This is a genomic window from Serratia sp. 121840015-1 (assembly GCF_053627655.1).
Window position 1 is genome coordinate 1 of the sequence record NZ_JBSEYF010000012.1, and the last position, 21291, is coordinate 21291.

A 21291-nucleotide genomic window follows, 5' to 3' on the forward strand; every position below is an offset into this window, starting at 1 on the left:
TCATCATCATTTCCGGTATTATTGCTTGTCTTTTGGTTTTTGTTTTTAAATATATAAATTTCAATTTCCAATTGATTTTATTGTTTGGCTTAATCATTATTTCATTTTCAATCTTTCAGTTCAATAAGAGAAAAAAGGTTGTATCATCATCAACTGTTTTTTCTCTGTTTGGCGATTGCGCCGAAGATGAGGAGTTTCGCGAATTTTTCATTCCACTTTTTGAAGAGTGCTTTTTAATAGGGCGCAAAGAATTAAGTGCAATAGAAGGTTTTATTCTTCTGAGAGATAAGAGGCTTGCGGATTTGAGACTGCGCCAGCAAGTGTTAAATGCAATAAAACCCTCTAGTAATGACCAGTAAGCAATTTTAAAAAACAATCAATTGCGGTTAATACCTCTCTTACGGAATATCGAACATGATCTCATCTACAACATTTATCGCGCTTGCGATGCAGTGCGCGGCCTCTGTGCACCCTGATACAGCGATGGATGTTGTCAGGGTGGAGTCAGGATTTAATCCGTATGCCATAGCGGAAATAATTCCTAAAAGCCAAAGATTGAAAGACGGGAAAAGCGTCATATCGCATATGCCGAGCAATAAATTCGATGCTTTATCTATCGTCAAGGCAATAGAGGAAAAGAAAAGGCGTTACTCGGTCGGGCTTATGCAAATTACGAGCACTAACTTTAAGCAATTTAACGTTGATGCTGAGAAGCTATTCGACCCATGCACAAATCTTTCTGTTTTCGAGAAAATCATCACCGACTGCTACACCAGGGGAAAAACGCTCAAGAACGCTTTGAGCTGCTATTACACCGGCAATTTTGATGCTGGGAAAAAGAAAGAGTCTGAATTTAATCAGACGAGTTACGTTGAACGTATTGGTTATAAAAACTCACCAGGGAAAACTTTTGCTGTGCCTAGCACTAAGGAAGATAAGGGGGAAGTAAAGAAAGAGGAAGAAGCTAAAGAGTCACGTTCTAATTCACCAATCATCATTTATCCATCACGACTGATTCGTGGTGATATACAACTGTCTAAAAATTGAAGGAAATCCTATGTTTATTAAAAAACACCTGTCTGCTCTTAACACTGCTGTTCTGTTAGCCCTGGTTTCCGTGAGCGTCAATGCAAACGCGGCCAACGGTTTTGAAAAAGTAAACCAGATGCTGAATGCGATCATTGCGGGGTTACATACCATTGCTATCGCGACTGCAACCCTGGCTGGTCTTTGGGTTGGTTTTAAAGTGTTCTTTGATGGTCGTTCACTGATGGAAATGAAAAACGTCATCATTGGTGCCGGTATCGTGATTGGTATCTCCGAATTCGTGGCTTTGGTCATTTCCTAAATCGGCAAGGGGTAACTATGGCTACCGTTTTTAAAGCGCTAACCAGACCTCCGCTATTAATAGGGGTGCCTGTTGCCCCTGCTTTAATAGTTTTTTTTGTTCTCTTCATGGCTGGTCTGGTTTTTACTAAGTTCCTATGGGTGCTGATCCCCATCGTTTTTATATACATGCGAAGAAAAACATCACAGGACGAGCATTTCTTCGACCTGATGCTTCTTTGGCTAAAAACCAAAGGGAACTCAGTCAATAATAATTTCTACGGTGTTTCAACGATCAGTTGCCAAAGTTATGATGCCGTGGACGTTACGGAGTTTATAGACGCTATGAAGTTAAACCAAAGAGCACCATTAGAAAAAATCATTCCCTATTCGTCACACATTGACAAAGCTATTATTAAAAATCGCGGTTCTGACTTAGTGGCAACGTGGGAAGTTGACGGTGAACCGTTTGAGTGCCAAACGCAAGATGTTTTGGATATGCTGGCGACTCAACTCAATAAAGCCATTGTTTCATATTCGGGTGAGGCAGTGACGTTCTATGTACATAAAGTACGGCGTAAGTTTCACGATGACCTTGATTCACCGTCGGGAAATGTGTTTGCTGATAAAATATCCTCTCTTTATTATGCGGGCATAAAAACCAAACCATTTTACAAGGTCAGTATCTTTGTTACGCTGTGCTTTATCCCTTTTAATAAAGAAGAAAAGGCAGAGAGAAAGACGAAGGGCGACAAATTCAAGAAGAAAACGCAACAGGACGCGATACTGCGTATGAATGAGCTGCGTTCTTCTGTTGAAAGCATGTTGCAGCGTTATCGGCCTAAAGCGCTGGGGCTTTTTGAAAAAAACAACCGAGTCTATTCTTCGCAGCTGAGTTTTTACAACTACCTCATTACTGGAGCGTGGCAGGATGTTTTAGTCACTAACACGCCCTTTTATGAGCTCCTTGGTAGTTCTGACGTATTTATTAGCTCTGACTCTGCACAAGTTAATAATTTTGACTCCCGTCGATATTTCCGCTCCATTGAAATTAAAGGGTTTACAAAATTAACTGAGCCGGGGTTATTAGATTCACTTATCTACGAGCCCATTGAGTATGTGCTAACGCAGTCGTTTACCAGCATGAGTAAGTCTGAGGCAAAAAAAGCCATCCATGATCAGGAAAAAAGGCTGAGTAGTACGCAGGACGACGCTGTAGAAGAGAAGGAAGACCTTGAAATCGCCAAAAGTATGCTGACTTCTGGCGATATCAGTTTTGGGTTGTATCACTATTCTCTTCTGGTTTATGCCGATTCGCTTGAACAGTTGATTAAAGACACCAACCAGATCCGCTCTACGCTGACGGATATCGGCCTGATCGTGACGCTCTCAACGTTGTCGTTGCCAGCGGCTTTTTGCGCTCAATTGCCGGGTGTTTACCATTTACGGCCTCGTCTGGTGCCGGTGAGTAGTCAGAACTTCGTTGAACTCACTTCACTTCATTCTGTGATGAGTGGTAAGCGGGATAAAACCCCGTGGGGTGAAGCGATTGTTATTGCTAAAACCAACAGTCAGGCACCGTATTATCTGAATGTTCATAACACCATGATGGGGCAGGATGATTTCAATAGAAAAACTTTAGGGAATACCAAGATCATCGGCACAGCAGGTTCAGGTAAAACCATGCTCCTATGTTTGTTGGCATGTGCAATGCAGAAATACCGGGCACCGGAATCTTTCTCTCCACAGGCTAAAACGAAACGTCTTACCACCGTTTTCTTTGATAAAGACCGCGGGGCTGAACTCAACGTTCGTGCACTTGGGGGCGAATATTTCCGCGTCAAAGCAGGCGAGCCTACAGGTTGGAACCCTTTTAAACTGGAGCCAACGAAGCGTAATCGGGTTTTTGTCAAAAACCTGATGAAGCTCATCGTCACCCGGCGGGGTGAGGTATTGACGGCCAGGCAGGAAATCGACTTATACCAGGCTGTCGATGATGTGATGGACTTGCCAAAGGAATTACGCTCTTATGGCATAACTCGCGTCCTCGAAACCCTGAACGAATCGACTACTGTCCAGGCACAAGAGAACGGATTGCGCATCCGTTTGTCGCAGTGGAAACAAGGTGCCGATTTTGGTTGGGTGTTTGATAACGATGAAGATTCGTTTGATATAAGCCATATAGATAATTTCGGCATCGATGGTACAGAGTTCCTCGATGATGAAGATACACGCTCCCCGATCGCTTTCTATCTGCTTTACCGGGTGACAAGTTTGTTAGATGGCCGTCGATTGGTTCTTATCCTCGATGAGTTCTGGAAGTGGCTGGCAAATGATGCGTTTGCTGATTTTGTTTATAACAAACTCAAAACCATTCGCAAGTTGAACGGTATTGTGATTTTTGCCACGCAATCCTTAGATGAAGTGTTAAAGCACAAAATCTCTAAGGCGACGCTTGAGCAGACTTCCACTGATATTTATTTGGCAAACCCAAAAGCAGATTATGCCGAGTATGTTGAAGGTGCGAAAGTTGACCCCGCGCATTTTGAAATAATCAAGAATATAGACCCTGAGTCTCGCCAATTTTTAATCGTTAAAACGGCGCTGCGTAAGGGTGATGTTCAGAAATTCGCGGCGCTGGTTTCTTTCGATTTATCTTGCCTTGGCGTTTATACAAAAGTCTTGAGCGGCAGCGAAGATAATCTCGAAATATTTGACTCTATTTTCAAACCGGGCATGAAGCCGGAGCAATGGCTCGATGCTTATCTTAACTTGGCTCTATAGAAGGTGATTAAAATGACTACGCGTAAATTACTCGCTGGTTTTGTTATGGCTGCTTTATTGAGTAGTTCTATACCTGCGATTGCAGGTATACCTGTTATGGTTGATGCTGATCCGCTACGTGAGGCTGAATGGGTTAAGGAAGCCAAGCGGTGGATGGATACCGCGCAGCATTACCGCTCTCAAATCCAGGCTTACAAAGACCAGTTGATGACGGCTACAGGGTTAAGGGATATTCAAGGCCTGGTTGCGCAGGGGCAAGGCTTGAAAAATGATATCCTCAATCTTCAAAAGCAGGGTATCAGCCTCAATGATCTGCTGACGTCGAACAGCGCCCCGGCTGGGGCTTTGGACAGTCTTTATAATAAGTATAAAGACTTCGATATTTGTGACGTGAAGCAGGCGCAGAGCTACATCAATATCTGCAAGCAAGAAACGGTCAATAAGGCGTGGGCGATTGAACAGACCACTGAGGTGCAGGGGCAGATCAACACGGCACTGAATGATATCGCCTCGCTTTCAAGCCGCATCGCCGGTTCGAAGGATTCGAAAGAATCGCAAGACCTGGCTAATGCCATCCAGGCAAAAAGCGTCCAGCTCAATGTGCTCTCAAATCAGTGGGAAATGAACATGAAGGCATCGGAGCAGCGTGATAAGCTGTTGCAACAGAAACGCGAGAAAGCGTTTCGGCAGCAGCAAATAAATGCACCGTTACCAAAATTCGGAGATTTGGGTTCATGAAAAAAATTATTACTGTAGGAATTGTATCTATAGCGGTTGGTTTTTTATCGGGATGTAAAGACGAACCAAAATCGGAAAGTTGGTATAAAGACCATCCAGAAGAAACCTTCAATGTCTATAAGAAGTGCATTGATTCTGGCGAGGCAAGTCAAAACTGTGAGAACGCAAGAAAAGCTGCTATCAGTTTTGCTCGTTCTGGGGATGCCGAATTAGAAAGCAAGTTCCTACCACTAATGCGTAAGTCGGCGTAACAATCTAGCCCTGATTATTCAGGGCTGATTTTTTAGGAGGCACTCATGCCTGGTGAAGCCACAGATTTTTTCCAATCTATGGATAAGCTTGTCATGAATACGATAGAAAGCTCAACACAAGGTAAAATGGCCTTTTATGCTGGGCTTTTTTCTACATTGATTCAAGCATCAATAACAATTTACATGCTTGTTCAAGGGTATCGTATTATGGCGGGCAAACTTCAACGACCTGTTGAAGATACTGTTTTCGAAGTTGGCAAGATGAGCATTATTATAGCATTCTTACAGAATGGAGGCGGATATTTAGATTTGGCTATCAGCGCACTTGACGGCCTGAAAACAGGTTTGTCTGGTTCTGATAACGTTTGGCTCTATCTTGATCAACTTTGGTTCAAAGCTCAACAAATTAGTGGGACTTTGTTAGACCTAGATTCTTCTACCTATGTAAAAATGGAAGGTGGTATAGGTTCTATCTTAGTGTGGGCTGGGGTGCTGGTAGCCCTATTATTAACAACTATTGTTTTCTTGAGTGCTGAGATTACAATTCTCCTTTTAACAGTTACAGCTCCAGTTTTTATTTTCTGTTTGATGTTCGGCTTCTTAAGGACAATGTTCAATAACTGGCTTCAATCTATTTTCTCTTCCATTCTAACACTGATGTTTGCGACCCTAGTTCTATCTTCCGGTATAAAATATCTAAATGGCGTTCTAGAAACTATAAAAGCATCAGCAAATGAGTCCAATTTAATTACTATGGGAGCTATGGCCGGTGCTGCTGGTGTTATATGTGCTTTTGTCGTCTGGTTATCATCGAAGTTTGCCGCACAACTAGCAGGCGTTGGTCTTGAGGGCGCTGTTCAAGGTATGGCGGCAGTAGGGCTGTCTATTGGCGGTTTTGGAGCTGCTAAAGCCGCTGGCGGTGTTATGCGGGGAACGGTCAACGCTGGGCGCGGAACCATAGAAGGGGCTAAAGGTACTTCCTGGAAGCAAAAAGAGTCCTCTGGCCTTTCTGCCGGTACGGGTTATGGCGCTGGCCGCGTAGGCCGTGCTGTCGTACAAAAGGTTATTGCGCGGAACAACTCACGCGCTTCTTGAAATCCATTCATCTGTTTCACAGCAATTCCCATTCTAATTAGGTAATTCACATGAATAAACTCATTGTCATGGCGCTTATCTGCGTCTTAGCTGGCTGTGCTTCAAATTCACCGTTGCCACCCTCGGCATCGGGTGAGTTGGTTCCTGTTAATTCGGCGGAGGTAATCAATAATGTCTAATATCGAAAAGACAATAAAAGCCGCTCAGGGATTTGAGAAAAAAAACATGGAGCGGGATGAACGTGATAAAAAAGTAGGCTTTTTTATCGGCGCTGTCGGTGTGCTTATCGCCATTTTGTCGATAGTCGCAATTCTTATCCTGCTGCCGCTGAAAGAGACTAAAGTCAGCCTTTACGTTTTGGATAAGGCAGCAGGAACCATTAGTAAGGTGAGCGAATTTACCGAAGAGAGTATCTCCGGGGATTTGGCAACCAATAAAGTGAACGCCGAAAATTATATCGAACTGCGGGAACGGTATAACTACTTCTCATTGCAAGACGATTATAACCGTATTCAGGCTTATAACTCGGATGATGTGAATAAGGAGTATCTTGCCGTATTTAATGGCAAAAACTCTCCTGATGTGATTTATCACAATGCGGATAACACGGTTCGAATCAAAGTGATTTCCGATTTTATCACTGAGGCGACAAAACCTGATCTGCTGGCAACCATCCGATTTAAGAAAACCATCCGTAACATTAAATCGGGGATGGAACGCGAAGAATATTGGGTTGCGCGTATCACTTTCCGCTATGTGCCGACCAAGGATCTCACTGAGGAACAGCGCGAAATCAACAAGCTCGGCTTTGTTGTGACCAGCTATGAAGCCGAAAAAGAGAACGGGGTGACGCCATGATGAAGTATGGAACCATCGCGCTTGTGCTGAGTAGTGCCTTGCTGATGCAAACGGCCGGTGCGGCTGTTTCGCCAAGCAGCCGAGGCTATGACAGCAGAATGCAGCAGGTCAGCTATAACGCGTCTAACACAACGGTGATCACTGCCGGTGTCGGATATCTTTCTACCCTGGTGTTTGACGATGAAGAGACGGTGCTTGATGCTCGTCCAGGCATGGAAAAAGGCTGGGATATTAAGCATGACGCTAATCGCGTCTATATCCGGGCTGTTCCGATCGCTCAACCGGTTCCTGGCGAGAATGGCCAGCAGGTTAACCAGGTGTTTGAGCCGACGAGTAAGGATTGGGTGACGAACCTCTTTATCGTCACGACCAAACGATACTACAGCGTCGAGCTGCATGTTCAGGAGGCCGGTAAGCCATCGGGAACGATCTCTTATGTGGTCAGCTATACCTACCCACAGGAAACCCGCGCTAAAGCCGCAAAAATGGAAGCTGCGCGGTTAAAAGAGTTGCAGCAGCAACAAGAGAACCAGCGCATAGAGAAAGCCCTGGCTAACGCCCAGGCACCGCGTAATTGGGAATACTACATGCAGGTTGGTAAAGACAGCGGCATGATCACGCCTGATTTTGCCTATGACGATGGTCGGTTTACCTATATCGGTTTTTCGCCGGTGAAAAAGCTGCCTGCCGCGTTTATGTATTCCAATGGGAAAGAAATTGCGACCAACCCAGGGATTAAACAAAAGGGGAATTACAAAGTCATCGTGATCCCGCAAACCAATCCATCTTTTGTCTTGCGTTATGGCAATGCAGTTATTGGATTGGTCAATAAAGGCTTTGGGAAGATTACGGTGAAAGATGGTTCGACGGTTTCACCAAATGTCGAGCGCGTGGAGGTTGATAATGAGTAACGAAAATAAAACGCCTGATGAAATCGAACAAGAATTAAGGGAAAGAGAAGAAAAAGCGAAGGTTGATAACTCACCAACGCAACAGCGAGAAAAAACCGTCGCCGAAATAGAGCAGGAGTTACGCGAGCGACAGGAAAGAGAATCGCGGGAAAACGATGTTGAAGAAGAGGTGTTAACTCACCAGCCGGAAGTTATTAAGCTCAAAAAAAGCAAAAAAGACCGGGTGTTAAAAGGGCTGATTTTCATCACATTGGCGCTGATAATTGCCACGGTCGTCGGCCTTAAAATCTATTCAAAATACAAGTCGCCGGATAATACGGATAAACCAGAAACCGTAAAATCCACGGAAAGCAGCGTTAACCGGCGTAGCGATCTCGGTCAGGGTGTTGACCCCTTCAAGCAAGAAGAGCCGCCGAAAGCGGAGTCGGTAGAAAGCACACCTGGTGCTGAAGCCGCTGCCGCTACACCTGGCGCACCGGCACCTATGACATTCTCCAGGGCGTTGGCGGTCGTCAGTGATAACACCTCATCAAGTCAATCGAGTGGCTCTAGCCGCAAGCATGAGACGCAAGAGGACGCCGAGAAAGCTGAGGCTGTACCGTCTAAAGGCACAGACACTAACGCGGCATCTGAGGGCGATGAGGGGGCTTTAGAGGCGGTACGGCGTATACCGTATAACCCAGACCTTTACTTACCGGAGAACACCTCGTTGCCGTGTGCGTTAACTCGCCGCTTTATTTCGGACGTCGCCGGTAAACTGCAATGTCAGCTGACGGAAGATGTGTATAGCGCCAGTAAGCACACCAAGCTGCTCGATAAAGGCACTGTGGCGACATTGGTCTACAAGACGGGAACGCTTCGCCACGGCCAGGCGCGCGCGTTCGTCATCGCTACCAAGCTGAGAACCCAACAGAAGCCGTTCCTGGATATCCCGCTGGTTGATACAGCGGCGGCCGGTGAGCTCGGCGAAGCGGGAATGGACGGCTGGGTTGATACGCATTTCTATGATCGGTTTGTTGGGGCGTCGATGCTGGGGATTATCCCTGATATTGCGAATGCAGTGACAGATAGCGCCGGTAAAAAAGACCGCAATACCGATTACACGGAAAACAGCCGTCAGGCATTTGCCGATATGGCGAAAACAGCGTTTGAAAACAGCGTCAATATCCCACCGACGATTTACAAAAATCAGGGGGAAATCATCACGCTGGTCACTGGCCGGGATATCGACTTCTCAAAAATCTACCGATTGCAGTATAAGCGGGGATAACATGGCAAAAAATGAGAGCCTTGAGTATCAGAGAAACAAAATGTTTGGCGATTTTCTAGACCTTCCAGGGTTGACAGAAATCGCTGTTAATCGTCCCAATGAGCTATTTACAAAGATCGCCGGTAAATGGAACCGGCATGATGTTAAATTGCCGCTTGATGATTGCGAAAAATTTGCACGTCAATTAGCCAACTTTCACAAAGATGAAATTAGCAGTCTTAAGCCGATTCTGTCCGCGACGTTAGAATCAGGTGAACGTGGTCAGGTGATATTTAATCCCGCTTGCGAGCGGGATACTGTCTCCATTACGCTTCGAAAACCATCGTATGTCCAAATCCCTCATCAGCAATACATTGATTCAGGTTTCTACAACCGAATATCTGGAAAGGAACAGCAAAGCAGTCGTAATGCTGAGTTATTGCAATTGTATTTGGACAAAGACTTTCCTGTTTTTATGGAAAAGTGTATCGAATACGGCAAGACGATGGTGTTTGTGGGGGAAACCGGCTCGGGAAAAACAACCTATTTAAAAACGTTGGTTGATTACATTCCTCTCGACCTGCGTATCACTACGTTGGAAGATAACCCGGAGGTTAAGTTCACAAAGCATAAAAACTACGTTCATCTGTTTTATCCGAGTGAGTCGGGTAATGGTGAAAATGAAATCGTCACATCCAGTTCGTTATTACGCGCCAACTACCGTATGAACCCCGATCGCATCCTGCAAACAGAGGTGCGCGGCGGCGAGGCATGGGATTTTTTGAAAATCGTCACCTCGGGGCATGAGGGAGCAATTACGAGTCTCCATGCCGGGAGCCCTTACGAGGCGATCATGGGGTTAATCGAGCGCTGCTATCAGAACAGCGAATGCCGGATGTTGCCGTACAGCGTCATTCTCAGCAAGGTTTTGAACTGTATTGACGTGATAGCCAGTATCCAGGTTGAGGGGGATGTTCGGCGGATCGGGGAAATTTACTTCAAGGACGCCGATAAAGAGGCGTATCAGAAGAGGTTCCGAGATGAAATCTTTTAACAAACAGCAGTGGATATTTTTAATCGTTGTTTCACTGCCGATTGTCTGGATGATAGCTACCGTTGCCGTTTACCCGTTAAACGGCATCGGGGTTAAAGGAATATATAAATCCTATCGATTCGGCATGTTATGGCAGGTGTTGACCGGTGATAATATTCGCTTTGATATTCGATTAAGCGCAATTAAGGCTTTGGGGATCGGGTTTCTTGGTTCAATCATTCTTTTTGCTGTCGCGCTATTGTCCGGGAATAAAACCAAGAGCAATTTGTACGGTGATGCAAAGTTTGCCTCAGAGTCTGATATTCGTCGCTCGAAGGTTGTGACCTGGGGGGACGAGTCAAAAGGCGGCGTTATCATCGGCAGATACAAAGGCAAACTCATTAGATACATTGCCCCTGATTTTATCTCGATGGGCGCAGGTACACGCGCCGGTAAGGGGGCGGCTGTTGTAATACCGAACCTATTGAGCTGGCTTCACTCGATGATTGTGCTGGATCCGAAGCAAGAGTGTTACATGATAACCAGCAAGTTCCGGCAACGTGTGCTGGGTCACTCAGTCTACCTGCTCGACCCGTTCAGCAGTAAAACCCACGGATTTAACCCGCTTTTTTATATAGATCTCGCATCGGAGAAAGGAGCGGGATATTTAAAGAACCTCGCGGAAACATGTTGGCCGTCAATCGGATTGACCGGGCCTGAAGCCCACTTTAACAGTGCTGCGAGCCGGGTATTTGTAGGGTTTACAGAGTTGCTCTACTTCCTTATCAAGTATGATAAAAAGTACCTTGAAAACATCGGTGTAAAACCCGTGTTTTCAATCGGTACGGTTCTTGATCTCTACTATGCCGTAGACCAGGAGGCGTTACTGAGCGATCGGGAAGAACTGGTTACGCTTGCTGATGGCAATATGAACGATACCTACGTCATCACCGACGCACTCAACAAAATAAAAAAATTGTTTGAGGCGGAGGGGGAAGCAAAATCCAGTACAGAGGAAACATTCCAGAAAAAGCTTGATTCGTTTACGCTACCGCTTTTTCGCGCAGCTACCGATCGCAACGATTTTGATTTACGCGAACTGCGCAAAAAGAAAATCACTATCTACATCGGTGTTAACGCGGACGATGCAAAGATTGCGGACTCATTCTTAAATCTGTTTTTTAACTTTGCAATCGACGTGAGTATGCGAGAAAACCCCGACTTTGTACCGGAAAACAAAAACGATGTTTTGTTTTTACTCGATGAGTTCCCTTCAATTGGTGCGATGCATTACATCAAAAAAGCGTCCGGCTTTATTGCGGGTTTCAAATTGAAGCTGTTGACCATTTATCAAAATATCGCCCAGCTCATAGAGATTTATGGTTTGTATGGCGCGAAGTCGTTGATGGCTAACCACCCGTGCCGTGTGATTTATGCGGTCAGTGAAAAAGAAGATGCCGATGAGGTGTCCGCAAAGCTGGGTTATACCACGGTAAAAAACAAAGGGAAAAGCCGGAGCATGGCGAAAAGTTCGACTACCCGAGGGGAATCAGAATCAGATGCGCAACGTGCATTGGTATTGCCACAAGAGCTGGGTACATTGAAGTTTGAAGAAGAATTTATACTTCTTAAAGGTGAAAACCCGATTAAGTGTGATAAGGCCTTCTACTTCAACGATCACTACTTTATGGATAAGTTAGTATCTGTTTCTCCTAAACTTGAAAACGAAGTGAAAAAAAGGAACAAAGGCGTGGCCTTTGGTAAAGGCCTCGACTACCCATCAAAAGAAGTCATGCTCTCATTAGGCGAACTGGAAGCAGAGCTGTTTTAAATTAAGTGAGGAATAATCATGAAGCTGATTAAATTGATATTGGTGTCGGGGCTGCTCGGTGGGTGTTCTTCTCCGCCGCCTCCGACGCCTGTTGATTGGGATAAGACACCGACAGCGATGAACGGAACGCTGCCGGAATGGCGTGAAAATTATGTTGTTAACCCGGCACCACATGTAGACGGGAAATGGTCGCGTGTTATACGAAATTTTTCAACCGATACGCCGTATGGCGTAGACGTCTATTATGCAGTGGTTCATTCGCCGTTTGTTATGGTGACGGCCAATAATGCCGATGATTTTTTTAATGCGAAATCGTGGCTGCGCACGCACGGTGCTAAGGGGGTAATCAGATATCAAAAGAGCGAATACAGTTGGTCTGGTCGAAATACGGATATTTATCTCTCTCGTTAAATACCTTTCAGTAGTAATCATATCTAGAGGTGAAAATGAAAACTTTGCTTGCAGGGTTGGCTTTGTCCGCCCTTTTTTTGATGTCTGGATTTACGCCTAAAGTCGCTTATGCGGCATCACAAGATGAATGCGCTATTTGGCTTTGCCTACCTGGTGGTTTTCCTGATGGGTGTGGCGGTGCGCATTCAGCGATGTTAAAGCGGCTAAAGAAGGGTAAGTCTCCGCTGCCGAGTTTTTCTTCCTGTGCGGTGGACAGTGGGAGCAGCGGCGACGCCAGCATGGGTAAAGGCGCATGGCTTCCAGAACGTAAAGAGTGCGTCCGCTGGGCGCATGGTCACGGTGATGAATGGTGTACCAAGTACGAAACCAAGCCCGCAGAGTTTAAGAAGGATCAGCTGTGCATAATCAATAATGGGAACCACTACCCGCCAGGGTGCCGGAGCCAAAACTACGTCGATATTTATATCGACGGGAAGAAGGTCGGCGAAACGTACTACTGGTGATGCCCCACGTTAACCCACGAACTCCACAATCGCCCCTGATAGCCTTGCACCGGCTATCAGGGCGCTCCCGTTCGCGGAGGTGGCTGGTTGGCCTCTCCGCTTCACTGGCTTCGCTCATGTGGATTTGTGGGTAACGCTCTGATGATGGGGTGATAGCAAACCTTTCTCAGCTGCAGCTGACCAGGTAGAGAAAATACTGTCATTTCTGCGTTGGCCATCACGCCGGCGCCGCCACTTTTGATAGCGAATGCAACGATGAATTTTCACTTACTCCATGCCATAGCCTTTATGGCTGTGTTGCTGTTTTTCGCCTGGTTGTCCTGGCGGCGCAGAACGCGGCGGCATCGCCGCAAGATCCGCCAGGCTGGCCGGGTATTGGCGAAACTCAGCGAGATATCGCATCCAGGGCAGCGCCTGGCGTATCTGCGAAAGATTGACCCATATACGTTTGAGGAATTGTTACTCGAAGTCTTTGAACGGCGTGGTTTCAAGATCCAGCGCAACAAACGCTACTCCGGTGATGGCGGTATTGACGGCAAAGTTTGGCACGATGGCGAGCTCTATTTTATCCAGGCCAAGCGTTATAGCAATCAAATCAACAAGCGCCATGTAGAGGACTTTATCGAGCTGATCGAGGTGTTTCAGTGCAGGGGGATTTTCTGCCACACAGGACGAACGTCGAGCGGTTCTAAAAGCCTTGTTAACAACCACCCTAAAGTTTTGATGCTCTCCGGTAGCCGATTGCTGGATTTCATCGATTTGGATATGCCCTTTTCGATAAGTTAAATGAGGTAATTATGGAACTGGATCGCTCAATGCTTAAAAGGTTGAACCGTCAATCCGATGCAAGTGTCAGATTAGGTCGAAGTGGTTTTGAATTAATTCGCTATTTGGTTAGAAACGAATTGGGGTTAGATCTTACAACCGTTAATAAGGCAGTTCTTATCTTAACAGAAGCCCTTCATAACCTCCCGTCTGCGGGGAATGATATTACTGCTGGTTTAACAGTGAAAAGGGTGCGCAGTGCAGTTGTTGATTTATCAAAATTCCTGCCACGGGCAAATATTAACGGTTTGAATGCTAGTTTACAGGCGTTTGAGCTGGAGTGTATGAAATCATGGTTTTTGAGATGCATTAGTGAGCATGTTGTCAGTCTCGATGAGCGAATGTGGAATCAATTCATTCAGAAATCAATGACGGGGAAAACAGTCTCCTTTGGCATCGATACGAAAACGGGGGAGGTAGTTGATCCAGAAGACTTGCGGCAAGAAATCGATTCTCAGTCTCGTGTTGAGCTAGTCGAAAAGAATCTTATGGATTCCCGTGAGCCGGACTTTTATGCCGATGAGTTGAAAAAGGGTGCTGACCAGATAGGCGAGATCGACGGCTCCCCTATCTGGTTTCATACATCGGGATACTACTTTTATTGGGAACCAGAATCTGAGTGTTTGCTTGAAAGCTGGCTAACGTTCCCGGTGTGTCCGTATGGCTAATAAAATGGAGTAAATTATGAAAACGAGCTCAATAAAGACGGTGTATGATTTTATGCGTTACTGCCGTATGCCGCTCTGGTTTCAGCGTTCAATCAGGGATATGAAAGTAGGTGATACTTTCATCCTTGGGAAATATACGCAGCCTATTTCTCACGACAGCGATTCATTTTGTGTACCTCCTCGCTATTCAGCTTGTCTGGATGGTGGTGAGTCTTGTTTCGTTGCGGAGGCGTGGATGGAAAAGGAACGAGGGTTTTATAGCTTTTATGCAACATGGACTTTCCCTACTAAACCAGACCGTGCATTGATAATGACATCAGGAAAATTCAAAATAAAAAAAGGTGGTGTTATTGATTTTGAAGATAAAGACGATTCAGTGAAACATTTTGCTCTTGTTTGTCGTTATATTGCCAAGATGTTGAGCATCATGACTTATGAAGATCAAGAGATCTATTTCAAAAACAAGAGTTCACCATTGTTTAACGGAGTATGGATTGACAGTGATTGTAATGAGCGGAGACAGCGCGTGGTAGAAGTGGATGGCAAATTCAAGCGAGTATGGATTAATTACAAAAATTACATGCCAACACATCAGCTTTCCGCAATTGTTGAAGCTGCCTTTGCTACTGGCGCACTTCAGTTGGAGGATTAAAAATGGATCTTAAATACGATACGTTGGAAATTGAAGACTACATGACGGATGAATCCGTAGGGCGTCAGGTTACTGACTACAGAAAGCGCACAAATGGCAGATCTTTACTGGTTGTTTTCCCTGAGTACGACGATAAAAACGATTGCGTAAATATCAGAATAGATGATGACAATGAAGTTGATTTTGCATTAGCAAGAGATGTCAGTGATCAGCTATCAATAATCATTAACGCTTTTGATAAAGATAATGCACAAGAAACTATTGTTGCGGCAGCGGGTGAAATTCAGTCTTTAGTACAAAGTGATTGTATGAAAAAATAATTTTTAATAAGGATAAATGATATGAGACTTTTTATTGCAGAAAAACCAGCTGTAGCTAAAGACATTGCCGCCGCCCTGGGCGGAGGTAGCCACAAAGGCGCATATATTGATTGCGGTAACGATAAAGTGTCCTGGTTGTTCGGTCATGTTTTACAAACGGTGCAGCCGGAAGTGTATAACCCGGCGTATAAACAATGGAACAAAGAGGATTTACCTTTAAAACTTTATCCCCCGCAATATGAAATTGCGCCGGATAAGGTTGAGCATGTAACCAAAGTGCTCGACTTGATTAAACAAGCTGACGTTATTGTTCACGCTGGCGACCCGGACGACGAAGGGCAACTATTAGTTGATGAGCTGTTGATTTATAGCGGCTGCGATAAGCCGGTAAAGCGCGTGTTGATTAACGACAACACTGATAAAGGCGTTAAAAAAGCGTTAGCTGATTTGCGTGACAATAAAGAGTTTCACGGTGATTACCTTAAGGCGCTTTCCCGCAGCGTCGGGGATGAGATTTACGGTTTAAGTTCAACCCGCGCATACAGTATTGAGGCGCAATCCCAGGGTTATCGTGGTGTGCTGTCGGTTGGTCGTGTCCAAACGCCAACCCTGGGGCTCATCGTTCGGCGCTGGCGTGCTAATAAGGCGCACAGTAAGTCCTATTACTACATGCTCGACGGCTCGTTTACATTCGGTGCCGGTAGCCTGACTGCGCGCCTGCAATTCCCGGAAGACGCCCCGGTTGATGAAAAAGGGCATGTACTCCAGAAAAGCTATGTGGACGAGCTGGCCGCAGCGGTGAACGGTAAAGCGGCGCGAGTGGTTGACGCATCGGTTAAGGACAAAGAAACCGCGCCAAAGCTGCCGTTTAATCTGAGCAAGCTACAGCAGCAAATGAACCGCGATCACGGCATGTCTGCCGCTCGAACACTTGAAGTCACGCAGGGATTACGTGAGAAATTCAAGGCGATCACCTATAACCGCTCTGATTGCGCCTATTTGTCCGATGAGCAGTTTACCGAAGCCCCGGACGTGGTGGCCGCATTGAAAGCCAGTCCCGCTTTTGCTGATGCTGATGTAGACACCACCCGCAAGAGCAAGGCGTTTAACAGTAGCAAGGTCACAGCACATACGGCGATCATTCCGACTGATAACGTCCCTGACCTGGACAAACTGAGCGTCGATGAGCGGCATGTTTATACGGCCATAGCCAAGCAGTACCTTATTCAATTCATGCCGCCTAAGCGCTTCCAGGAGGCTACAGGGCGCATTGAAGCTAACGGCCATACCTTCACATACCGAGCGATTAAGGACGTGCATCCGGGCTTTGAGGCGTACTTGAAAGAGCCGAAAGAAGTGGGAGAGGACGACACGGTTGAAACGGCTTTTGAAACCGTCAGCCAATTGCAGGTCGGCCAGGATGGGAGTTGCGATTCAACTACCGTTCAGCAGAAAGAAACCACGCCGCCAAAACTTTTTGATGAAGCCAGTTTAATCTCGGCGATGACACGCATCGCTGATTTTGTTGATAACCCCGAGATTAAGAAGTTGCTTAAAGAAAAGGACAAGGACAACGATCAGGCGCACGGTTCAATCGGTACTGAGGCAACCCGCGCCACGATTATTGAGACGTTGAAGAAACGCAACTTTATCACTGTTGAAAAAGGGAAGCTGATCCCCACCGACACCGGTTTGGCGCTTTTCGATGCGTTGCCGGAAGTGGCAACGCAGCCTGATATGACCGCACTTTGGTTTGAGCAACAATTGCAGATTGCTGAGGGTGCCTTAACTGTTGATCAGTTCGTAAACGATTTATATGAATTTTTGACTGAGCAACTTAAAGACGTTAATGTAGGCGAAATTAAAGGTGAGAAAAGAGAAGAAGGTAAAATCCCTCGACTCACCGAGAAATGCCCGAACTGCGATAACGAGATCATGGTTCGGCCAAAACTATTTGCCTGTACGGGATGTGATTTTAAAATCTGGTCAACGGTAGCACAGAAAAAGTTGACAACAAATCAGGTTGAAACCATCCTCAAGAAAGGCAAATCAAGCGAGATTAAAGGTTTCACCAGTAGTGCGGGTAAAAAGTTCGACGCCATTCTGGTGTTGCAGGATAAAGCCACAGGTAAGCTGGGCTTCGAGTTTTCTAAAAAATCTAAGGGGAAGTGATGAGCGAGAACGACACTTACACCAAAGTTAGAGGTCTTTTGTCTAACATCCGTTCAGTACGCGCGTTTGCACGTGAAACTGACTTCGATCTGTTGGTCGAAATGCAAGAAAAACTGAACATTGTAATCGACGAACGACGCGAAGATGCTGAGCGTGAAAAGAAAGAACGTGCTGAGCGTGAAACGAAACGCCTTGAACTGCTTCAGCTGATCCAATCAGAAGGTTTTGACCCTAGTGAGCTGTTGGGTATTGAATCATCAGGCGGTTCGAGCAAGAAATCAAAAACCGGCGTAAAACGCGCACCTAAATATCAATATGAGCAAGACGGTGCAATGCATTACTGGTCAGGCGTTGGCCGTAAACCACGACCAATTCAAGATGCCTTGGATCAGGGTAAGTCGCTGGACAGCTTCCTGATCCCATCGCAGAATCAGTGATAACTCAATAATATATGTAATGATATATATCCGACACATTCAGGTGTGTCGGTTTTTTTTGGGGTGAGTAAGTAGATTGGAGAATTTCTAATGGTTAGTTTTCTTGTTTTTGTTCTTTACATAATTGCCTTATTCGTTTTGTGGGGGGTGAGGAAAGGATCTTACTGCCTACTCTCTATTTTCATAATAACAATAGCCTCCTGTGTTCTTGTTTTCATTACCAAAGGTGCCGACTACCAAAGTGCATTAGAGCCGTTATCAAAATACATTAGCTACTATGCATATCTTCTTTTGGGAATTGGATTTTTTTACTTTTGTAAGAAGTTAGTCAAGTAACTCAATTTACTATCATCCTATCGGCGGTCGGCCAGCGATCGAACCCTTTTTTGATATCATTTTTACGCCTGGCGAACAGCTTCAGCAAGCTTAAATGCTATCACCTCCTGTTATCCACAAATCCACATGAGCGAAGCCAGTGAAGCGGAGAGGCCAACCAGCCACCTCCGCGAACGGGAGCGCCCTGATAGCAGGTGCAAGGCTATCAGGGGCGATTGTGGAGTTCGTGGGTAACAGAAAGCCGCCTGGCGGCTATATCCCATAATCCCGGTACCTTCTATGACAAGACTAACCCTAGACACGGCTCAATTCGCAGCGCTCTTAGGCGTTGACGAAGGTGAATTGGTTTTTGCTTTCAAAAGTGATGGTGTTTTAAAAGGGCTTCAACTCCCCCTTTGTACCCATAATGCCGCATGGCGAAAACGGAAGTTTTGCTATAATGAAGTTGTCAAATTCAAAGAGAAATTTGATGATATGCATAAAGGAATAAGTTGAATCAAGATATCAAACGATGTATTATCATCTTTGTGATTCGAAAAAGGAGGTTTTATGTTTTTGTCTCGACTTATTTTACTGGGTGCTCTTGTTGTAGCGGTTCCCTGGATATGGTTCACGTTCTGGCGTGAAAGCTTTAACATGTACGCAGCTATTTTTATTGTTTACTTGATTTTGACCCTAGAAGCTATCATTTCTAGAGATGCATATGATGAACCTCCGATCTATTGGATCTCTTTGTATGGGTTTATGTTCGGAGTCACGGCGATTTATGTTTTGGGTGTAAACTATTTGTTTGCTTCCTAAAGGGAATTGACGATGCAAATACAACAGTTTTTTTCTCAGGCAGTCGTTTTATCAGTGCCTATCCTGTTCGTGCTTTACCTAATCACTATTCTTTATCTAAAGCGTAATGCCGCATCATTTTTATGTTTCCTTTCTTACCTTGTATTGGCTGCGCTGTCATCAGTCGGTATCTATCATGATCAAGAGCTGTGGAGCGGAAATCCGCAGCTAGCTTTGGCGATTGTATATGGTTCAACACTCGCCGCCGTGTTTATGCTGTTTATAGGTATGTTGATATTTGCTATGAGAGAAAGGAATTAACATGGAAAACATTGATATGTGGATGTTACCGGTGTTTTTGTTTTTAATGCCTTTGGTGTATATTGTGTACTTGTTGCTGCAAAGAAAAGTTAGCAACAAAACAAAGAACCTTGAACAAGAGAGAAGAACACAAGACAAGCATTATCCAATAAAAAGATAGTGTTACATAAGGAAGATGTTTAACTATGAGCTATACAGCACTGATTTTTTTACTTTTTATGTTCTTGTTAATGATACTTCGTGCATTCTACTTATCTGAACCTTATAATTTTTTTATTGCTGGTCTTGGGATTGTTTCAGTTATATTGATTGTTTTCATGATCATTATGAAAACACTCGTCTCTAAGTTAAAGTGAGTTTTACAACGGCTATATTCCTGGATAAGATGATGAATATTGGAAATGGTATTAACACGGTTGTGTTTAATGGTGAAGTTAAGCACATAACCGATCTCGATGATATAACGCTATGTTCCGAATGGGAAAAGCTTATAAAAGAACGAAATACACTTTATAAGATAAACCAACAGGCTAACAAAGGGTGGCGTGGCTTTATCCTTCGCCTGATTGGTGTATCACTCCCCTCACAGGGCGATCCCTTTTGATAGTGCCGCGCCAATTGGGCTTTACCGGCAAAGAGCCCAATCGCTCCCCTCCCCTGGCCTTACGCGTTATAATCCCTGTGGTATCAAGTGCCTGCACACCGCTGATACTGCCGGGCGACGGCGACGGGCGTCCCGTTCGCCCGGCTTCCCTCCTGGCTATATTGGGTTTTTATGGCGCATACCCGAAAACTCCCCAAATCCCATTCTGACCGATTACCGAATTTTTCCCATCGCCCTACTCCCGTCCTTCTGCCACAATTAACCCACACCAGCGACCGGCAATCGATTTTGATGACCGGGTGATGCAATAGTGACCAGATTGCGGAGATTGAAAAATTGAGTCTTCTACCCCCCGCCGTTTTGCAGAATTCGCGTAGCGCAATCACCCCGATGTGGGGATTTGAGCACGCCGTTCGCTTACGCGAAGTGGCGATCGCCGCCGGTCTGGATCTGCCGCTCTATCTGCTCGCACCGGAAGTGGCCGTTCTGCTTTCCTATCTTCCCGACATGCATCAGCGGCTTTTCTTCGAAACGTTGTGGAACACCGGCGCACGTCCGAACGAAGCCGCTGCGCTGACCCCGAACGATTTTTTCTTCCACGATCAGCTGATGCCCTTTGTTCGCTTGCGCACACTCAAGCAGCGCCAGGCACCCCGGCGGCGTGTTGGCCGCCCTTCCCTGGAAAGCCAGAAAGAGGAAGAGAAGCTGCCACCGCTGCGCGCGGTGCCGTTGCCGGATGTGGCCTATGTCCGGCGGGTGCAGGAGTATATTGCGACGTTCAAGCTGATGACGCGGCGAGCAACGCCGATCTGGGGATTCAAGAGCAGTGAAACCCCGCGTAACTGGTTAAAGGCGGCGGTTGGCCGTGCTGAGCGTGACGGGGTAACGTTCTCGGTGCGCCCTATCGTGCCGAAGACATTCCGGCACAGCTACGCGGTGCATCTGTTGCTGAACGGCGTTCACATCAAGAAAGTGCAGGCGCTGATGGGACACCAGCGTATCGAGAGTACGGAAGTCTATACCAAGATATTTGCCCTGGATGTAACACGCGACCTGGGGTTGACGTTCTCGATGCAGCCGGAAGACGCGATAGCGCTGATGAGTCACAAAGATATATCAGAGATATTACCTAGATGATTTATCGGATATATTTAAATAAAATATATCCGATATATATTTAATGATG

25 protein-coding genes are annotated in these 21291 nt (G+C 45.7%); all 25 read left to right on the forward strand.

Annotated features, from left to right (window positions below):
• Positions 1 to 359: hypothetical protein (locus tag ACUXAC_RS25900; protein WP_454267060.1), on the forward strand; the 359-nt coding region annotated here is incomplete at its 5' end.
• Between the two features lie 55 nt (positions 360 to 414).
• The gene (locus tag ACUXAC_RS25905) at positions 415 to 1047 is read left to right on the forward strand and encodes a lytic transglycosylase domain-containing protein (RefSeq protein ID WP_085337690.1); all 633 of its coding nucleotides are present in this window, start codon (positions 415 to 417) and stop codon (positions 1045 to 1047) included.
• 10 nt (positions 1048 to 1057) lie between these two features.
• Entirely contained in the window at positions 1058 to 1348 is a 291-nt protein-coding gene (locus ACUXAC_RS25910; protein WP_454267061.1) for a TrbC/VirB2 family protein, read from the forward strand.
• Between the two features lie 17 nt (positions 1349 to 1365).
• Positions 1366 to 4110: a VirB4 family type IV secretion/conjugal transfer ATPase gene (locus ACUXAC_RS25915; protein ID WP_454267062.1), complete on the forward strand. Its 2745-nt coding sequence runs from the start codon at positions 1366 to 1368 to the stop codon at positions 4108 to 4110.
• Between the two features lie 12 nt (positions 4111 to 4122).
• Positions 4123 to 4848, forward strand: coding sequence for a type IV secretion system protein (locus ACUXAC_RS25920; RefSeq protein WP_197786886.1), 726 nt, complete (start codon positions 4123 to 4125; stop codon positions 4846 to 4848).
• On the forward strand, positions 4845 to 5099 hold the full coding sequence (locus ACUXAC_RS25925) for an EexN family lipoprotein (RefSeq protein WP_176589712.1): 255 nt from the start codon (positions 4845 to 4847) through the stop codon (positions 5097 to 5099). Before ACUXAC_RS25920 ends, ACUXAC_RS25925 begins: the two co-directional genes overlap by 4 nt.
• Before the next feature lie 45 nt (positions 5100 to 5144).
• Positions 5145 to 6194: a type IV secretion system protein gene (locus ACUXAC_RS25930; RefSeq protein WP_454267064.1), complete on the forward strand. Its 1050-nt coding sequence runs from the start codon at positions 5145 to 5147 to the stop codon at positions 6192 to 6194.
• Between the two features lie 171 nt (positions 6195 to 6365).
• Positions 6366 to 7052: a virB8 family protein gene (locus tag ACUXAC_RS25935; protein WP_282677419.1), complete on the forward strand. Its 687-nt coding sequence runs from the start codon at positions 6366 to 6368 to the stop codon at positions 7050 to 7052.
• The gene (gene virB9, locus ACUXAC_RS25940; protein WP_454267065.1) at positions 7049 to 7963 is read left to right on the forward strand and encodes a P-type conjugative transfer protein VirB9; all 915 of its coding nucleotides are present in this window, start codon (positions 7049 to 7051) and stop codon (positions 7961 to 7963) included. Before ACUXAC_RS25935 ends, virB9 begins: the two co-directional genes overlap by 4 nt.
• Entirely contained in the window at positions 7956 to 9233 is a 1278-nt protein-coding gene (gene virB10 / locus ACUXAC_RS25945) for a VirB10/TraB/TrbI family type IV secretion system protein (protein WP_454267067.1), read from the forward strand. The genes virB9 and virB10 overlap by 8 nt, the downstream gene beginning before the upstream one ends.
• Before the next feature lies 1 nt (position 9234).
• Positions 9235 to 10266: a P-type DNA transfer ATPase VirB11 gene (gene virB11, locus ACUXAC_RS25950; protein WP_454267068.1), complete on the forward strand. Its 1032-nt coding sequence runs from the start codon at positions 9235 to 9237 to the stop codon at positions 10264 to 10266.
• Complete coding sequence (locus ACUXAC_RS25955; RefSeq protein WP_060452222.1) at positions 10253 to 12076, forward strand: type IV secretory system conjugative DNA transfer family protein; 1824 nt, start codon at positions 10253 to 10255, stop codon at positions 12074 to 12076. Before virB11 ends, ACUXAC_RS25955 begins: the two co-directional genes overlap by 14 nt.
• Positions 12077 to 12094: 18 nt before the next feature.
• Positions 12095 to 12487: a cag pathogenicity island Cag12 family protein gene (locus ACUXAC_RS25960; RefSeq protein WP_454267069.1), complete on the forward strand. Its 393-nt coding sequence runs from the start codon at positions 12095 to 12097 to the stop codon at positions 12485 to 12487.
• Between the two features lie 35 nt (positions 12488 to 12522).
• On the forward strand, positions 12523 to 12990 hold the full coding sequence (locus ACUXAC_RS25965) for a hypothetical protein (RefSeq protein WP_060452223.1): 468 nt from the start codon (positions 12523 to 12525) through the stop codon (positions 12988 to 12990).
• Positions 12991 to 13245: 255 nt separating this feature from the next.
• Positions 13246 to 13776 carry a restriction endonuclease gene (locus ACUXAC_RS25970; RefSeq protein WP_454267070.1) on the forward strand — a complete coding sequence of 177 codons (531 nt, stop codon included), beginning with the start codon at positions 13246 to 13248 and terminating at the stop codon, positions 13774 to 13776.
• A gap of 11 nt (positions 13777 to 13787) precedes the next feature.
• Positions 13788 to 14483 carry a hypothetical protein gene (locus tag ACUXAC_RS25975; protein WP_454267071.1) on the forward strand — a complete coding sequence of 232 codons (696 nt, stop codon included), beginning with the start codon at positions 13788 to 13790 and terminating at the stop codon, positions 14481 to 14483.
• 16 nt (positions 14484 to 14499) lie between these two features.
• On the forward strand, positions 14500 to 15135 hold the full coding sequence (locus tag ACUXAC_RS25980; RefSeq protein ID WP_454267072.1) for a hypothetical protein: 636 nt from the start codon (positions 14500 to 14502) through the stop codon (positions 15133 to 15135).
• Between the two features lie 2 nt (positions 15136 to 15137).
• Positions 15138 to 15455, forward strand: a complete 318-nt coding sequence (locus ACUXAC_RS25985) for a hypothetical protein (protein WP_454267074.1) — start codon at positions 15138 to 15140, stop codon at positions 15453 to 15455.
• 21 nt (positions 15456 to 15476) lie between these two features.
• Positions 15477 to 17627, forward strand: coding sequence for a DNA topoisomerase (locus ACUXAC_RS25990; RefSeq protein ID WP_454267075.1), 2151 nt, complete (start codon positions 15477 to 15479; stop codon positions 17625 to 17627).
• Entirely contained in the window at positions 17627 to 18064 is a 438-nt protein-coding gene (locus ACUXAC_RS25995; RefSeq protein WP_197792490.1) for an H-NS family histone-like protein, read from the forward strand. Before ACUXAC_RS25990 ends, ACUXAC_RS25995 begins: the two co-directional genes overlap by 1 nt.
• 615 nt (positions 18065 to 18679) lie before the next feature.
• Positions 18680 to 18895, forward strand: coding sequence for a hypothetical protein (locus ACUXAC_RS26000; RefSeq protein ID WP_198809432.1), 216 nt, complete (start codon positions 18680 to 18682; stop codon positions 18893 to 18895).
• 318 nt (positions 18896 to 19213) lie between these two features.
• Positions 19214 to 19501 (forward strand): hypothetical protein, encoded by a 288-nt coding sequence (locus ACUXAC_RS26005; RefSeq protein WP_454267076.1) that lies wholly within the window; start codon positions 19214 to 19216, stop codon positions 19499 to 19501.
• Position 19502: 1 nt separating this feature from the next.
• Positions 19503 to 19661 carry a hypothetical protein gene (locus ACUXAC_RS26010; RefSeq protein ID WP_241440785.1) on the forward strand — a complete coding sequence of 53 codons (159 nt, stop codon included), beginning with the start codon at positions 19503 to 19505 and terminating at the stop codon, positions 19659 to 19661.
• A gap of 228 nt (positions 19662 to 19889) precedes the next feature.
• Positions 19890 to 20105, forward strand: a complete 216-nt coding sequence (locus ACUXAC_RS26015; protein WP_454267096.1) for a hypothetical protein — start codon at positions 19890 to 19892, stop codon at positions 20103 to 20105.
• Positions 20106 to 20495: 390 nt separating this feature from the next.
• Positions 20496 to 21242 (forward strand): tyrosine-type recombinase/integrase, encoded by a 747-nt coding sequence (locus ACUXAC_RS26020; RefSeq protein ID WP_197786864.1) that lies wholly within the window; start codon positions 20496 to 20498, stop codon positions 21240 to 21242.
• Positions 21243 to 21291: the final 49 nt, after the last annotated feature.

Coding starts and splice junctions, on each gene's coding strand:
- ACUXAC_RS25905 (WP_085337690.1), top strand. CDS start 415: ATGATCTCATCTACAACATTTATCGCGCTTGCGATGCAGTGCGCGGCC.
- ACUXAC_RS25910 (WP_454267061.1), top strand. CDS start 1,058: ATGTTTATTAAAAAACACCTGTCTGCTCTTAACACTGCTGTTCTGTTA.
- ACUXAC_RS25915 (WP_454267062.1), top strand. CDS start 1,366: ATGGCTACCGTTTTTAAAGCGCTAACCAGACCTCCGCTATTAATAGGG.
- ACUXAC_RS25920 (WP_197786886.1), top strand. CDS start 4,123: ATGACTACGCGTAAATTACTCGCTGGTTTTGTTATGGCTGCTTTATTG.
- ACUXAC_RS25925 (WP_176589712.1), top strand. CDS start 4,845: ATGAAAAAAATTATTACTGTAGGAATTGTATCTATAGCGGTTGGTTTT.
- ACUXAC_RS25930 (WP_454267064.1), top strand. CDS start 5,145: ATGCCTGGTGAAGCCACAGATTTTTTCCAATCTATGGATAAGCTTGTC.
- ACUXAC_RS25935 (WP_282677419.1), top strand. CDS start 6,366: ATGTCTAATATCGAAAAGACAATAAAAGCCGCTCAGGGATTTGAGAAA.
- virB9 (WP_454267065.1), top strand. CDS start 7,049: ATGATGAAGTATGGAACCATCGCGCTTGTGCTGAGTAGTGCCTTGCTG.
- virB10 (WP_454267067.1), top strand. CDS start 7,956: ATGAGTAACGAAAATAAAACGCCTGATGAAATCGAACAAGAATTAAGG.
- virB11 (WP_454267068.1), top strand. CDS start 9,235: ATGGCAAAAAATGAGAGCCTTGAGTATCAGAGAAACAAAATGTTTGGC.
- ACUXAC_RS25955 (WP_060452222.1), top strand. CDS start 10,253: ATGAAATCTTTTAACAAACAGCAGTGGATATTTTTAATCGTTGTTTCA.
- ACUXAC_RS25960 (WP_454267069.1), top strand. CDS start 12,095: ATGAAGCTGATTAAATTGATATTGGTGTCGGGGCTGCTCGGTGGGTGT.
- ACUXAC_RS25965 (WP_060452223.1), top strand. CDS start 12,523: ATGAAAACTTTGCTTGCAGGGTTGGCTTTGTCCGCCCTTTTTTTGATG.
- ACUXAC_RS25970 (WP_454267070.1), top strand. CDS start 13,246: ATGAATTTTCACTTACTCCATGCCATAGCCTTTATGGCTGTGTTGCTG.
- ACUXAC_RS25975 (WP_454267071.1), top strand. CDS start 13,788: ATGGAACTGGATCGCTCAATGCTTAAAAGGTTGAACCGTCAATCCGAT.
- ACUXAC_RS25980 (WP_454267072.1), top strand. CDS start 14,500: ATGAAAACGAGCTCAATAAAGACGGTGTATGATTTTATGCGTTACTGC.
- ACUXAC_RS25985 (WP_454267074.1), top strand. CDS start 15,138: ATGGATCTTAAATACGATACGTTGGAAATTGAAGACTACATGACGGAT.
- ACUXAC_RS25990 (WP_454267075.1), top strand. CDS start 15,477: ATGAGACTTTTTATTGCAGAAAAACCAGCTGTAGCTAAAGACATTGCC.
- ACUXAC_RS25995 (WP_197792490.1), top strand. CDS start 17,627: ATGAGCGAGAACGACACTTACACCAAAGTTAGAGGTCTTTTGTCTAAC.
- ACUXAC_RS26000 (WP_198809432.1), top strand. CDS start 18,680: ATGACAAGACTAACCCTAGACACGGCTCAATTCGCAGCGCTCTTAGGC.
- ACUXAC_RS26005 (WP_454267076.1), top strand. CDS start 19,214: ATGCAAATACAACAGTTTTTTTCTCAGGCAGTCGTTTTATCAGTGCCT.
- ACUXAC_RS26010 (WP_241440785.1), top strand. CDS start 19,503: ATGGAAAACATTGATATGTGGATGTTACCGGTGTTTTTGTTTTTAATG.
- ACUXAC_RS26015 (WP_454267096.1), top strand. CDS start 19,890: ATGAATATTGGAAATGGTATTAACACGGTTGTGTTTAATGGTGAAGTT.
- ACUXAC_RS26020 (WP_197786864.1), top strand. CDS start 20,496: ATGTGGGGATTTGAGCACGCCGTTCGCTTACGCGAAGTGGCGATCGCC.